Here is a 13,644-nt window from a genome sequence, read left to right as displayed (position 1 = left end):
TGGACGGCTCACCCCCGTCAGCTCCTGCGCATCAACCCCTTCAGGTGGGCCAGGCCGTCGACCGCGATGGCGTCCTGGGTGACGGCGAGAGGCCGCCAGATGGACGCGGCCGTCGCGATGGTCGCGTTCTCGGCCGTGAAGGACTCGATGCACAGCGGTCCCTCGTAGCCCGCGTCGTCGAGCGCGGTGAGGATGTCGTGCCAGGGCAGGTGGTCGGCGCCGGGGGCGCCGCGGTCGTTCGCGCACACCTGCACGTGGGCGATGCGGGAGCCGGCCCGGCGGATGGCGGCCGGCACGTCCGTCTCCTCGATGTTGAGGTGGTACACGTCGAGGAGCAGGCCGACGTCGGGCACCGGGGCGAGCGCCTCCAGCGCCTGGTCGACCGTGTTGATCAGCGAGGTCTCGTAGCGGTTGAGCGGCTCGACCGCGATCCGCACCCCGGCCTGTCTGCCGTGCTCGGCCACGGGTGCGAGGTTCTCGGCGAGCTCGGCGTAGCAGCGGCGCCGCTCGTCGTCGTCCATCCGCCACGTGCGCCCCACCGAGGCGTAGGCCGGCCCGGCGATCACCGGGGAGCCGACGGCGTGGGCCGCGTCGATCACGCCCCGGAGGTAGTCCTGGGTGGCGCGGACCGTCGCCGCGTCGGTGGCGACGAGCTCGCTGCCCTCGCCCATGACGAGCGTGACCGTGGCACGGAGGTCGAGGTCCTCGAGCAGGGTCGCGGCGGCGGCGGGGTCCCAGTCGCCGAGGTGCTCGACCGGCAGCTCGATGAGGTCGAAGCCCCAGGCCTTGACCTGCGGCGCGAGGCGGCGCAGGGAGTCGTCGGTGAGCGGGGAGGTCCACACCCAGGTGTTCACGCCGATCTGGCGAGACGTCATCGTCCATCCACTTCGTCGTCGGGCCGGGCGACCGTGCCCGGCGGGCGGCTGTGGGGCGCCGGCGGCCGGCGCCCCACAGCGGGTCGTCCTAGTTGCCCTGCCAGGCCTCGGGGTAGCCGGGGAGGTCCTCGCCGCCGAACTTGGCGTAGTGCAGCGAGGGCATGTCGGCGTTCCGCTCGAGGTACTCGTCGAGGTCGGCGTCGGTGATCGGCTCCTGCGGGAGCACCCACTCGGCCGGGACCTCCTCGCCGTTCCAGATCATCTGGGCGGCCAGGACGGGCGTGCGCCACTGGAAGTTGGAGTAGCTCAGGCCGATGGCCGTCATCCCCGTCTCCTCCCACTTGCGCATGAAGCTCAGCTCGTCCTCACCGACGAAGACGGGGTAGTCCGCGCCCATGTCCTCGAAGGCCTCGACGGCGGCGACGGCACCGTCGCCGGCGTCCATCCAGATGCCGTCGACGTCCCCGCGCTGGAGGTACTGGGTGACGATGTCCTTGATCTGGGCGGCGTCACCACCGGTGAACTCCTGGCCCACCACCTCGATGTCGTTCTGCGAGAAGATGTCGTTCGCCGCGCCCCACCGGTGCTCGAGGACGTCGACGCCCGGGAGGATCCGCAGGGCCAGGACGCTCGAGCCGGGCTCGAGGTTCTCGACGAGGAACTCCGCGCCGCTCGCGCCGTAGGCGTAACCGCCGATCGGGTGGATGAAGGTGACCGCGCAGTCGGTGTTGACGCCGCGGTCGAAGACGATGACGGGCGCACCGCTCGCGCAGGCCGCCTCGACGGCGGGGGTGAGGGTCGCCGTCGTCGACGGGGAGATGATGATGGCGCCGCAGTCGCCGTCGGAGACGAAGGACTGGATGTCGGAGATCTGCTTGTTGTCGTCGTCGCCGGCGTCGGCGACGCGGAAGTCGCCGATGACGCCCTCCTCCTGGAGGACCTCGACCTGCTGCTGCATCGTCGTCCAGCCCGTGACGCGCCACGGGTTGGAGATCGAGGCGTTGGAGAAGCAGAGCGTCTGCGGGCCCTCGGCGGCGAACTCGGAGGTGTCGACCATCTCGATGGGCTCGATCATCTGCAGCCACGGGGTGGCGGGGTCGCCCTCGGGCTCCATGTCGCGCTGGGCGAGCTCGCGCTCGTAGTCCGCGCGGACGAAGAACTCGCCCTCGGGGGTGCCGCCCTCCTCCCCGGTGCCGTCACCGGCGTCGTCGCCGGCGTCCTGGGAGGCGGCGGTCGTGGGGTCGTCGGACTCGGACGGGGTGTCGGTCGTGCAGGCCGTGAGGACGAGTCCCAGGCCGAGCATGCCTGCGGTGAGGCGGAGCGCGGTGCGCTTCATCAGTACCCTCCTTGGTAGCGATGTCGGTGTCGTGAGGTCGTGGGTCGGGCGGGCGGACGGACGTGCGGCTCAGCTCATGCGGCTCCCACGGGCTGGGGCTCCGCCGGGGTCTGCGGGGCGGTGGATCGACCGCCCCGGCGCATGCGGGACTGGTTTGCCGCGAAGGCGACGGCGGCGATGATGATGACGCCCTGGATCGTGGGGTTGAGCGTCGAGGGCATGTCGAGCTGGACGAGGAGCCGCTCGAGCAGCTGGTAGGTGAGCGCACCGGCGATCGCGCCGACGATCCACCCCCGCCCTCCGCCGAGGAGCACGCCACCGAGGACGACGGCGGTGATCGCCGTGAACTCCATGCCCTGGCCCACCTGGGCGGTGACGCCGGCGAACCCGCCGACGAGGATGCCCGCCACCGTGGCGAAGAGCGCCGAGAGGACGAAGGCGCCCGTGCGGACGAGCCACACGCGGCCGCCGGCGAAGGTGGCGGCGGTGTCATTGTCGCCCGTCGCGACGAGCACCCGCCCGTAGGACGAGCGCATGATGAGGATCCCGACGACGGCGAGCGCCACCATGATGAGGAGCGCGTAGGGCAGCTGGCGCAGGACGGGCATGTCGATGCCCATGCGGCCCCACTGGCGGAAGCTCTCCGACAGCGCGCCGGTGGGTGCGCCACCGGTCCACAGGCGGATCGCGCCGTACAGGACGAGCATCGTGCCGAGCGTGGTGATGAAGGACGGGACCCGCAGCAGTGTGGTGACGAGGCCGTTGACGAGGCCGACGACCAGCCCGAAGCCGATCATGAGCGCGATGACCGGCCAGGTGCGGTCCTCCTCGCCGTTGATGAGCTTGGCGGCGATGACCACCTGCGCGCCGACGAGGCTGCCGACGGAGAGGTCGAACTCCCCGGACACGATGACGAAGTACTGCCCGATGGCGAGGACGACGAGCGGGGCGGCGTTGCGCAGGAAGGCCATGAGCGACGGCGGCTCGTAGAACCCGGGGTTGAGCACGAGCATGACGGCGACCAGCACGGCCAGCACGACGAGCACCGGTCCGCTGCCGTTGTGCCGCAGCTGGGTGAGGACGGAGGGCCGCGCGGGGCGGACCGCCCCGGTACGGGTGGTCATGAGCGGCCCCCTTCGGTCGCCGGTGCCGGTCTCCCGCGTCGGGTGGTCGCGTCCCTGAAGCGGGCTCTGGCCTTCTTCGGGTCGATCTGCCGGCGGGCGTACAGGGCGACGGCCGCGATGATGATCGTCCCGCGGAGCACGTCGCGGAAGAACGGGTTGATCTGCAGGGAGTTGAACAGGCTGTCGAGGATGCCGAGGATGAGGACGGCGGCGATCGTGCCGCCGATGCCGCCGCGCCCGCCGAGGAGCAGCGTGCCGCCGAGGACGACCGCCGCGATCGAGTCGAGGTCGTAGCCCGCGCCGTAGATCTGGGCGCCGACACCCGTGCTGAAGCGGGCCGCCAGCAGGAGGCCGGCGAGGCCCGCCATCGTCGAGCACATGACGTGCGCGACGATGAGGGTGCGGTCGGTGCGGATGCCGGAGAGGCGCGCGACGTCGATGTTGCCGCCGACGGCGAACATGCTGTGGCCCAGCCGGGTGCGGTGGAGCATGAGCACCCCGACGCCCGCGATGACGAGCATGATGACCGCCGAGAGCGGCAGCACCCCGATGCGCGTGTAGCCGAACCCCTGGAAGGACGCCGGGACCGAGCCCGACGGGCCGGGGTACCGGGTGTCGAGGAAGCCCTTGATGATGAGCCCGGAGCCGAGCGTCGTGATGAAGGCGTGCACGCCGAGCTTCGTCGTGACGATGCCGTTGAACAGGCCGACGGCGGCCGAGACGCCCAGTGCCGCGGCGACGCCGAGCAGCACGCGCGACTCGTCCCCGTCCATGACGACGGCGGCGACGAGGCTGCTCAGGGCGGCCACGTACCCGACCGACAGGTCGAGGGAGCGGCACAGGATGACGAGGGTCTGCCCGATCGCGATGAAGCCGAGGAGGCTGGAACGGGTGAGGATGTCGATGATCGAGCCGCCGCTGAAGAGGTTGTCCCCGCGCACGGCGAGGAGCACGCCGGCGACGACGAGGAGGATCAGCAGGGCGACGTAGATGAGCGGGACCGAGCGCAGCGGCGAGCGCCGGCCGGGAGCGGTGCGGGCGCGGCCGCCAGGCCCGGCACCGACCTCGGGGGTGGCGGTCATCATGCGCTCTCCTCCAACGCGTCGTGGCGGGTGGCCAGGGCCATGACGGCCTCCTCGTCGCTGCCGCCGGGCAGCTCACCGCTGATCTCACCGTCGTGGAGCACGATGATCCGGTCGGCCATGCCGATGACCTCCGGCAGCTCGGAGGAGATGAGGACGATGGCCACGCCCTCGGCGGCGAGGTCGCGCATGAGCTCGTAGACGGCCCGCTTGGCGCCGACGTCGATGCCGCGGGTGGGCTCGTCCATGACGATGACGCCGGGGTCGGTGACGAGCCACTTGGCCAGGACGACCTTCTGCTGGTTGCCGCCGGACAGGAAGCGGACCTCGTGGCTGCCGCTGCGGGCGGCGAGCTCGAGGGAGGAGAGGATCTCGGGGACGCGGCGGGCGCGACGCGCGGCCTGGCGAGGCACGACGGCGTCGAGCACGAGCCGGGCGTTGGCGGCGACGGACTGGTTGAGGGCCAGCCCCTCGACCTTGCGGTCCTCGGTGACGAGGGCCAGGCCCGAGCGCACGGCCTCGCGCGGTGAGCGGGGGTCCACCCGCCTGCCGTCGACGTACACCTCACCGGTGCGGAAACGCTCGACGCCGAACAGGCCGTGGGCGATCTCGGTGCGCCCGCTGCCCTGGAGCCCGGCGAGGGCGACGATCTCCCCGGCGCGGACCTCGAAGCTGATGTCGCGGACCATGTGGTTGCCGACGCCGCGCACGGCCAGGCGGACGTCACCCGTGCGGGTGCCCTCCCGTGGCTGGGGGAACAGCGCGCTGATCGAGCGCCCGACCATCTTCCGGACGAGCTCGTCGGAGGTGATGCGCGCGGTGTCGACCGTGTCCACCAGGCTGCCGTCCTTGAGGACGGTGATCCGGTCGCACAGGTCGAAGATCTCCTTGAGCCGGTGCGAGACGTACAGGACGGCGACGCCGCGGTCCTGGAGCCGGCGGACGAGGCGGTAGAGCAGCTCGACCTCGTGGTCGGCGAGAGCGGCGGTGGGCTCGTCCATCGAGATGATCCGGGCGTCGAAGGACATCGCCTTGACGATCTCGACGACCTGCTGCTCGGCCACGGACAGCGCGCGGACCTTGACGTCCGGCGCGATGGCCTCGACGCCGAGGTCGGCGAGCAGGGCGGCGGTGTCCCGCACCATCTGGGCGCGGTCGACCAGGCCCCGCCGGCGGGGCTCGCGGCCGAGGTAGACGTTCTCGGCCACGGTGCGCTCCGGCAGGAGGTTGAACTCCTGGAAGACGGTCGTGACGCCGGCGGCCTGCGCCTCGAGCGGGTGGGCGAAGGTGACGGGTGCGCCGTCGAGCTCGATGGTCCCGCTGTCGGCGGGCTGGACCCCGGCGAGGATCTTCATGAGCGTCGACTTGCCCGCGCCGTTCTCCCCGACGAGCGCGTGGACCTCCCCCGCCCGGACCTCGAGGTCGATGCCGGTGAGCACCTGGACGCCGAAGAAGGACTTGGTGATGCCGCTCATCCGGAGCAGCGGTGCGCTCGCGGTCACTGCGGGACCTCCACCCACGTGCGGGAGGCGGCGGAGCGGACGACGGCGTCGGCCAGGCGGGTGGCGCGCAGCCCGTCCGCGAAGGTGGGCAGCCCGTCGACCGGCTGGCCGGCGACGGCGCGCGCGGTGTCGGCGACGAAGCTGGCGAAACACTCCTGGTACCCCTGCGGGTGGCCGGCGGGGACACGCGCGTACCGCGCGGCCGGGGCGGAGAGAGTATCGGGGTCGCGGACGAGCAGGCGGGAACCGTCACGGGCACCGAGCCACAGCTTCTCCGACTCCTCCTGGTCGAAGGCGATGGTCGAGGTGGCGCCGGAGACCTCGAGGAAGAGCCGGTTCTTCCGGCCGGGTGAGACCTGGGAGATGGTGGCGGTGCCGACCACCCCTCCCGCCGTCTCGAGCTGGAGCGCGACGAGGTCCTCGGTGTCGACGGCGGACCGGCTCGCGCCCCGTTCGGTGTTCACGGTGGCGCTGCGCGCGCTGACGGCCGTGATGCGGTCCCCGGTGACGAACTCGAGGAGGTCGCACCAGTGGGAGCCGATGTCCCCGAAGGCGCGGGTGGCGCCGCCGAGGCGGGCGTCGACGCGCCAGTTGTCGTCCTGCGGGCCGGAGAGCCAGTCCTGGAGGTAGGAGCCGTGGGCGAGGACGATGCGGCCGAGCCCACCGCGTCGGACCATCTCGCGCGCCTCACGGACCATCGGGTGGAAGCGGTAGACGAAGGGCACGGCACCGACGCGGCCGGCGGCCTCGGCCGCCTCGTGCATCCGGGCAGCGTCCTCCGGCGTGGTCGCGAGCGGCTTCTCGCACACGACGTGCTTGCCGGCGGCGAGCGCCCGCATGGTCAGCTCGTGGTGCAGGTAGTTGGGCGTGCAGATGTGGACGACGTCGACGTCGTCGGAGCTGAGCAGCTCCTCGACATCACTGAAGAGGCGCGTGGCAAGGAGCTCGTCTGCCGCCTGCGCGGACCGGTCCGCGCTGCTCGCCACCACCCCGACGACCTCTCCGCCGTTCACCCGGACGGCGCGCGCGTGCACGCTCCCCATGAACCCGGCACCGATGATTCCCGCGCGATAGCTGCCAACACTGGCCGCCTCGCGCCTGCGGTCAGCTGTGACCCCCGTAACAGGCATGCCTTGGACCGTACGAACCACTTACGTCGATTGTCAAGCAAAAGCCGCAATGCAATTCACAAACATGTGGTCGCAGGTTCCGCCAGATGGCCAGGTGCAGCGGCTCGTGGGACGGGTGACACTTCGGTCAGGACGCTCAGCGAGCGCGCGCGGGAGCCGATCACTCCGGAGAACGGGGCGGCTCAGCAGGGTCGCCGTTCCACCACCTGGGGAGTGCCTGTGTACCGTCGTCTCGTCCGAACCGCCGTCGTCGTCCTTGCCGCCCTCGGGCTGGTCGGGGCCGGTGCCGCGGCGCCCGCGTCGGCCGACTCCACCGGAGGCTCCGGCGGGCCGCGGACCAACCGGCTCGACGTGCCCTTCACCTCGAGCGGCTACTCGTCGAGCTACCACCTCTTCGCCGCGGGCCTGGACTGGTCACGTCCCGTGGGGCTGCTCGTCTACACCGACGGGTCCGGGGGGCTGGGGCTGGACGAGCCCAACAGCGACTTCCTCCTCGACGCGGACGGGATCAGGGGCCTGGTCGCCGTGGCGCGCAAGCACAACATGGTCCTCCTGACTCCGGAGGCTCCGGGCCCGGACTGCGACGACTCCGACAACTGCTGGTACGACGTCGCGCACGCCCCGGGCAAGGCGCGCTGGTCCTCCGACCTCGTCGCCCGGGTGAAGTCGCAGTACGACATCGACCTCGAGCGCGTCGTCATCGGCGGCTACTCCTCCGGCGCGCAGTGGACCACCCGCTTCTTCCTGCCCGCCCACGGCGAGGCCCACTCCGTCGACCTCGCCGTCGCCATCTCCTACGGCGGAGCACCGGTGGGCACCCCTCGCTTCTCGCCCGGCTACCAGGCCTCGACCGTCGTGTCCTTCGACACCGGGACCGCCGACACGGACGGCTACTCCACCAAGCCGTGGGGCGCCCGCGGCGGCTACAACTGGTACACGCGCAACGGCTTCATCACCGACGCGACATGGGTGGCCCGGGAGGACCACTACCGCTGGGGCCAGTTCGCCGGCATCGTCGACCGGGAGATCACCCAGCACCTGGGCGCGGCGAGCCGGCCGAGCACGCCGACGGTACGCACGATCCCGGTCGAGGACGGTGGGAGCACCCGGGACATCGTCGACGGCGGGATCGGGGGGACGGGCAACGTCTACCACCTGGCCGACGACTTCTCGGGCAGGGCGAGGCACGTCTTCCAGTACGGCAACACCGGGGGCCGCAGCTACGTCGGCGACTGGGACGGGGACGGCCGCGACTCGATCGCCTACCGCGTGGGCAAGACGTTCTACATCCGTGACAGCACGAGCGCCGGCGCCCCCACCCGGGTGATCGACTACGGCCGCACCGGGGACGTCGTCCACGTGGGCGACTGGGACGGCGACGGCGTGGACACCTTCACCGTGCGCCGCGGCAAGACCTACCACGTGAAGAACTCCGTCCAGGGCGGTGACGCGGACCGCGTCATCCACTACGGCCGGGATGAGGACACCATCCTCGTCGGCGACTGGGACGGCGACGGCCGCGACACCCTCACCGTGCGCCGCGACGCGACGTACCACGTGAAGAACGCGATCCGCGGCGGCGACGCCGACCACGTCGTCACCTACGGCCGCGCCGAGGACGACGTGTACGTCGGCGACTGGGACGGCGACACCCGCGACACCCTCACCGTGCGCCGGGAGCGCACCTACTACGTGAAGAACGCGATCCGGGGCGGGGACGCGGACGTCGTCCTCCAGTACGGCCGCGCCGAGGACACCACGCTCGTCGGCGACTGGAACGGGGACGGCAAGGACACCCTCGGCATCCGCCGCTGAACCGAGAACGAGAACGGCCCCAGCAGGCTCTCGCCGTGCTGGGGCCGTTCTGTTCGCTGTCTCAAACGAAGTGCGCCCGGAGGGACTCGAACCCCCAACCTTCTGATCCGTAGTCAGATGCTCTATCCATTGAGCTACGGGCGCATGGCCCCGGAGGACCGAGAATGAGCATAGCCGCCCGACGCCGCCGGAGAAAATCCCAGACCCCCTCCGCGGGCCGTGACTTCCACCACGCGCCCCCTCCCGCGCCGACAGCTGGATCCCTCACCGGAGGAACCCAGCTGTCGGCGCTTCTGAGGAGGCGGTGGGTGGGGGTCAGCTCACCTTGGTGAGGGCCATGACGTTCTTGGCGGAGCCGCCAGCCGGGGCCGGGGCCCCACCGCGGGGCCGGCGGACGCCGATGGTGTCGCTGCCGTTGCCGTCCCAGTCACCCACGTAGACCTCGTCGCCCTCGCGACCGAAGGTGACGACCGTGTCCGCGTCCCCGCCGCGCAGTGAGTTGTTCACGTGGTACGTGCGTCCCCGCTGCACGGCGAAGCTGTCCCTGCCGTCGCCGTCCCAGTCGCCGGCCAGCACGACGTCGTCCGCCTTGCCGTAGGGGAAGACCACGTCGGCCGGGCCACCGGTCAGGGAGTTGCGCACGTGATAGACCTGCCCGCGTCGCACGGCGAAGGTGTCTCCACCGGCGCCGTTCCAGCTGCCGACGAGCACCTCGTCGTCGGCCCGGCCGTAGCGGAGGACGACGTCGGCGTCCCCGGGGTTCAGGGTGTTCTTCACGTGGTACTCCGCCCCGCGGCGCACCGCGAAGGTGTCGGTGCCGTCACCGTTCCAGTCACCGACGAGGACCGTGTCGCCCTCGCGGCCGTAGCGGAACACCTCGTCCGGAGCGCCGCCGGTGGCGGCGTTGGTCACGTGGAACTCGTTCCCGCGGCGGACGGCGACCGTGTCGCGGCCGTCCGCGTCCCAGTCACCGATGAAGACCTCGTCGGCCCACCTGCCGAACATAAAGTGCACGTCGGTCGAACCCCGCCACGTGTTGGACAGGTGGAACTCCGCGGTCCGCCGGTCCGCCGGCTCCGGCTCCGGCTCCGGCTCGGGCTCGGGCTCCGGCTCCTCGGCCACGGCCGGCAGCACAGCCGGGACGGAGGTGACGACGTTGCCGTCGTCGTCGGTCACGCGGGCGAACCACAGCTGGTCGACGTCGCTCGCCGCGAGCGGGACCGCCACGGCCTCGCCGGGTGCTGCAGAGGTGGCGGCAGCCTCCGTGGACGGAGCGGTGACCGCGAAGGTGGTCGGGCTCAGCGTCGTCGTGCGCACGAGGTCGACCGCGACGACGAACTCCTCGTCCGTCGCGTCGTAGCGCGCGTTCTGGCCGCGGAACGCGGGCTCGTCGTAGCGCCACGCCTCGAAGGTGTCGAGGGTCGGGGAGTAGGCGTTGACGGCCATGAGCCCGGCGTCGAGGTCGAGCTGGAGCAGCCGCTGGAAGCCGGTGTCGCGGTCGAGCATGTCGTCCCGGGTGACGGTCGGGTCCTCCTCGAGGGTCGAGCGGTAGCCCTGGTAGTCGGCGAGCATCTCGACGACGGTCCGCCCGGACGCGCCGACGTTGCTGACGGCGACCACGTCGGGCGCCACCTCCGTCGCGTCGGTCTGCTCACCGGTCACCGGGTCCCCGTACATCGTGGAGACGCCGTGGTAGTGACCGCCCAGGACCAGGAACACGTTGTCGTTGGGCGCGACGACGGTCTCCCACACGTCGGTGCCGGTGGCCGTGTAGCGGAGGTCGACGTCGTCGCGCTCACCGCTCGTGTGCAGGTAGGAGTGCGCGGCGAGGACCACGCTGTGGTTCGGGTGCGCGGCGGCCTGCCCGCTCGCCCAGGCCAGCTGCTCGTCCGACGGGCGGTAGGGCAGGCTGACGACGAGGAAGTCCGTGCCGACGGCGGAGAAGTAGTCGGTGTGCGCGGAGTTGTCGCCCTCCGCCCACGCCTCCCCGTACCAGGGCCGGCCCTCGTACATGCTCACCGGGAAGTAGTCGTTGTACTTGTCGTTGTTGTGGCCCCACATGTTGTCGTGGTTGCCGGGCAGGACGCCGTTGGGGATCTCGGCGTCGTTGAGCAGGCTCATGATGTCCTGCGCCGCCTGGAACTCGCGGTCGGCGCGCTCCTCGGCGTGGTTGCCGTTCATCCAGTTCTCGATGATGTCGCCGGTGAGGGTGTTGTAGCCGATGTTGCGGGCGTCGGCGTTGGCCACCACCCAGGTGACCATCTGACGGAAGACGTCGCGGAAGCCCTCGGCGAGGAACTGGGTGTCGGTCATGTGGTTGATCGCGACGTCGTAGCTGCCCGGGTCGGCGAAGGCGCCGTCCTGCACGCCGACCTCGTCGAGCAGGCCGCCGCTGGTGCGCGGGCCGTCGATGACCATGACGTGCGCGACGCCGTCGTCGACCGCCGACGCCGGCACCTCGCCGACGAGGGTGATGTCACCGTCGGCGGACGGGACGGCCGTCTCGAGGACCTGCCACGCACCGTCGGCCCAGAGCAGGAGCTGGAGCTCGTTGCGCGGGGTGGCGGTGCCGCTCCACACGACCTCGGCCGGCCCGTCGGCGGGGACCTCGAAGCGCTGGAAGGGGAAGCCGCCGGTGCCGGTGACCTCACCGGCCTCCTCGACGACGTCCTCGCCGTCGACCGCGAGGGTGGCGGGGACGGCGTCGGGGCTGACGCCCTGGCGGACGACGACGCCGGCGGAGTCGCGCAGATCGGCCACGCGGGCGCTCAGCTCGAGGGACGTACCGTCGGCGTCCGCCGTCGTCACGGTGGTGCCGCCGTCGTCGGTGGTGACGGCGGGGGTGCCGGGGACGTGGTTGGTCTCCACGCTCACCGGGTCGAGCTCGCCCGGGAGCGGCTCGGTGGGGTCGACGTACTCGGCGTCGCGCAGCTCGCCGGGGGTGCGCTCGGCGGAGACGACGAAGTCGAGCTCGTTGTCGCTGAGGAACTGGGCGCGGGTGTAGCTCTCGCCGAGGTCGTTCTTCGTCCAGTTCCGGGTCTCCTCGCCGAGGCGGCAGGGGGTGTACCGGTTGACGTTGACGTCGTAGGAGGCGATGGCGTCGACGAGGGTGCCGTCGGCATCGGTGAGGTACATGCCGTAGCCCTCGGCCGCGTTGAGGCCGGTGTCGTAGACACCGTCGGCGCGCTCACGGAGGGCAGTCGGCGCACCGGCCGGGACACCCAGGTAGGTCTCCCCCGGCTGCAGGGTGACGCCGAGGTCGGCGATCTGGACGTTGCTGCCGATGCCGGGCTGGCCGGTGCCGTAGCAGCGGTAGGCGCTCCAGCCGGAGAGGTCGACGGGCTCGCTGCCGTAGTTGCCGAGCTCGAAGAACTCGTCGTCCCCGCCGGCCGGTCCGGCGGGCGCGATCTCGCTCAGCCGCACGTCCCGGAGGCCTCCGAAGGCGGGGGCGGGTGAGTAGTCGGTGGTGGGGTCGAAGACGCCGGGGGTGCGGGTGGCGGTGACGATGAAGTCGGTGAGGTTGTCCCCGGTGTCGGCGACGCGCTGGTAGGTGGTGCCGTCGAAGTGGTTGAGCTTCTCCTCGATCGGTGAGCCCGCGGTGCAGGGGCTGTTGCGGTTGTCGTAGACACCGACGCGGTCGACGATCTCGTCGTCGCCGGTGAGGAGCATGGCGCCGAAGTCGCGCCAGTGCATCGAGGTGCCGTAGGTGACGTCGGCGTCGGCCGCGTAGGCGCCGCCGTTGCGCGCGGCGAGGAAGCTGTCGCCGGGCTCGAGGACCGAACCGTCGGGCAGCGCGCCGACCTGGAGGTACTGGGTGCCGTTCTCGCCGCAGCGGAACAGCTGGTACCCGCTCATGTCGACGGCGGCGTCGCCGTAGTTCGTGATCTCGACGTACTGGTCGGCGGTGCTCTCGGAGCCGCTGCTGTTGAGCTCCGAGAAGCGCAGCCCGTTGTCCACGGTGGCGACGTCGTGCTCCGTGACGTTGGGGGCGTCGACGGTGCGGGGCGCGATGACCCAGTCCTGCTCGATGTCGCCGGTGTTGCCCACGCGCTGGTGGGACTCGTCGAGGCGGTGCTGGAGGCCGCGCTGCAGCCACCGGCCCTCGACGTCGGCGCAGTCGGTGGCGATGTCCTCGTGGTAGAAGCCGATGGCGTCCACCCGCTGGCCGCTCGCGTCCTCGATGAAGGCGCCGAAGCCGAACTCGTGCAGGCTCGTGCCGTAGAAGGAGTCGGCGTCGTAGCCGGAGCCCTCCCGCGCCGTCGTGTACTGGTCCCCCGGCTGGAGCACGGTGCCGTCGGCGACGACGGCCTGCGGTCCGTAGCCGCCCCCGGTCTGGCCGCAGCGGAAGACCTTCCACCCGGAGATGTCCATCGGGGTCGAGCCGTAGTTCGTGAGCTCGATGAAGTTCTTCGCCGAGTCGCGGTTGGCCTGCGTGGTGGCGCCCGCGCCACCGTTGGCAACCTCGCTGATGAGCACGGGCGAGCCCGGCTCGATGTCGTAGCGCATGGGAAGGGAGGCGGCTGCCGGGAGCGTCGCCCCCAGCGTCACCGCCCCGGCGGCAGCAGCCGCGATGAGTGCGCGGCCGGCACGGGAGGGCCGGTCATGACGACGGAGCATGACGTCCTTTCGGTCGTGAGCAGGGCAGGCGTATGCCTGCCGAGTGGCATGCTCGCGCGGCGAGACGACCGGCTGATGGACCCGGTCTGACCAAAGGATGAACAGATCGGTGTGCGGCGCGCTCCTTCAGTGGGCCCTTTCCTACGCTCCCGTGGGCACCTCA

The 13,644-nt window shown here is 71.4% G+C and carries 8 protein-coding genes and 1 tRNA gene; 1 reads left to right on the top strand and 8 read right to left on the bottom strand.

What is annotated here, in order from left to right; translation table 11 throughout:
* Positions 1–17: 17 nt before the first annotated feature.
* From GD632_RS04710 to GD632_RS04685, 6 genes are all read right to left on the bottom strand, one after another.
* A complete protein-coding gene (locus GD632_RS04710; protein ID WP_152189226.1) occupies positions 18–875 on the bottom strand; it encodes a sugar phosphate isomerase/epimerase family protein in 858 nt (285 codons plus the stop codon).
* 88 nt (positions 876–963) lie between these two features.
* Positions 964–2,211 (bottom strand): substrate-binding domain-containing protein, encoded by a 1,248-nt coding sequence (locus GD632_RS04705; RefSeq protein ID WP_152189224.1) that lies wholly within the window; start codon positions 2,209–2,211, stop codon positions 964–966.
* Positions 2,212–2,285: 74 nt separating this feature from the next.
* The gene (locus tag GD632_RS04700; protein ID WP_152189221.1) at positions 2,286–3,335 is read right to left on the bottom strand and encodes an ABC transporter permease; all 1,050 of its coding nucleotides are present in this window, start codon (positions 3,333–3,335) and stop codon (positions 2,286–2,288) included.
* Positions 3,332–4,420 (bottom strand): ABC transporter permease, encoded by a 1,089-nt coding sequence (locus GD632_RS04695; RefSeq protein ID WP_226924564.1) that lies wholly within the window; start codon positions 4,418–4,420, stop codon positions 3,332–3,334. Before GD632_RS04695 ends, GD632_RS04700 begins: the two co-directional genes overlap by 4 nt.
* On the bottom strand, positions 4,417–5,892 hold the full coding sequence (locus GD632_RS04690; RefSeq protein ID WP_152189364.1) for a sugar ABC transporter ATP-binding protein: 1,476 nt from the start codon (positions 5,890–5,892) through the stop codon (positions 4,417–4,419). Before GD632_RS04690 ends, GD632_RS04695 begins: the two co-directional genes overlap by 4 nt.
* 23 nt (positions 5,893–5,915) lie before the next feature.
* On the bottom strand, positions 5,916–7,049 hold the full coding sequence (locus tag GD632_RS04685) for a Gfo/Idh/MocA family protein (RefSeq protein ID WP_152189219.1): 1,134 nt from the start codon (positions 7,047–7,049) through the stop codon (positions 5,916–5,918).
* A gap of 219 nt (positions 7,050–7,268) precedes the next feature.
* Between GD632_RS04685 and GD632_RS04680 the strand changes: the two genes are divergently transcribed.
* Entirely contained in the window at positions 7,269–8,864 is a 1,596-nt protein-coding gene (locus GD632_RS04680) for an alpha/beta hydrolase family protein (RefSeq protein ID WP_152189216.1), read from the top strand.
* A gap of 71 nt (positions 8,865–8,935) precedes the next feature.
* Here the strand turns inward: GD632_RS04680 and GD632_RS04675 are convergent.
* Both GD632_RS04675 and GD632_RS04670 read right to left on the bottom strand, forming a co-directional pair.
* Positions 8,936–9,008 (bottom strand) — tRNA-Arg (locus GD632_RS04675).
* Between the two features lie 171 nt (positions 9,009–9,179).
* Positions 9,180–13,481 (bottom strand): lamin tail domain-containing protein, encoded by a 4,302-nt coding sequence (locus GD632_RS04670; protein ID WP_152189214.1) that lies wholly within the window; start codon positions 13,479–13,481, stop codon positions 9,180–9,182.
* Positions 13,482–13,644: the final 163 nt, after the last annotated feature.

The organism is Georgenia satyanarayanai (assembly GCF_009193135.1).
GTDB classification, from domain to species: Bacteria; Actinomycetota; Actinomycetes; order Actinomycetales; family Actinomycetaceae; genus Oceanitalea; species Oceanitalea satyanarayanai.
This window is presented reverse-complemented; position numbering and strand designations above follow the sequence as displayed.

Coding starts and splice junctions, on each gene's coding strand:
- GD632_RS04690 (WP_152189364.1), bottom strand. CDS start 5,892: ATGAGCGGCATCACCAAGTCCTTCTTCGGCGTCCAGGTGCTCACCGGC.
- GD632_RS04710 (WP_152189226.1), bottom strand. CDS start 875: ATGACGTCTCGCCAGATCGGCGTGAACACCTGGGTGTGGACCTCCCCG.
- GD632_RS04705 (WP_152189224.1), bottom strand. CDS start 2,211: ATGAAGCGCACCGCGCTCCGCCTCACCGCAGGCATGCTCGGCCTGGGA.
- GD632_RS04670 (WP_152189214.1), bottom strand. CDS start 13,481: ATGCTCCGTCGTCATGACCGGCCCTCCCGTGCCGGCCGCGCACTCATC.
- GD632_RS04685 (WP_152189219.1), bottom strand. CDS start 7,049: ATGCCTGTTACGGGGGTCACAGCTGACCGCAGGCGCGAGGCGGCCAGT.
- GD632_RS04695 (WP_226924564.1), bottom strand. CDS start 4,420: ATGATGACCGCCACCCCCGAGGTCGGTGCCGGGCCTGGCGGCCGCGCC.
- GD632_RS04700 (WP_152189221.1), bottom strand. CDS start 3,335: ATGACCACCCGTACCGGGGCGGTCCGCCCCGCGCGGCCCTCCGTCCTC.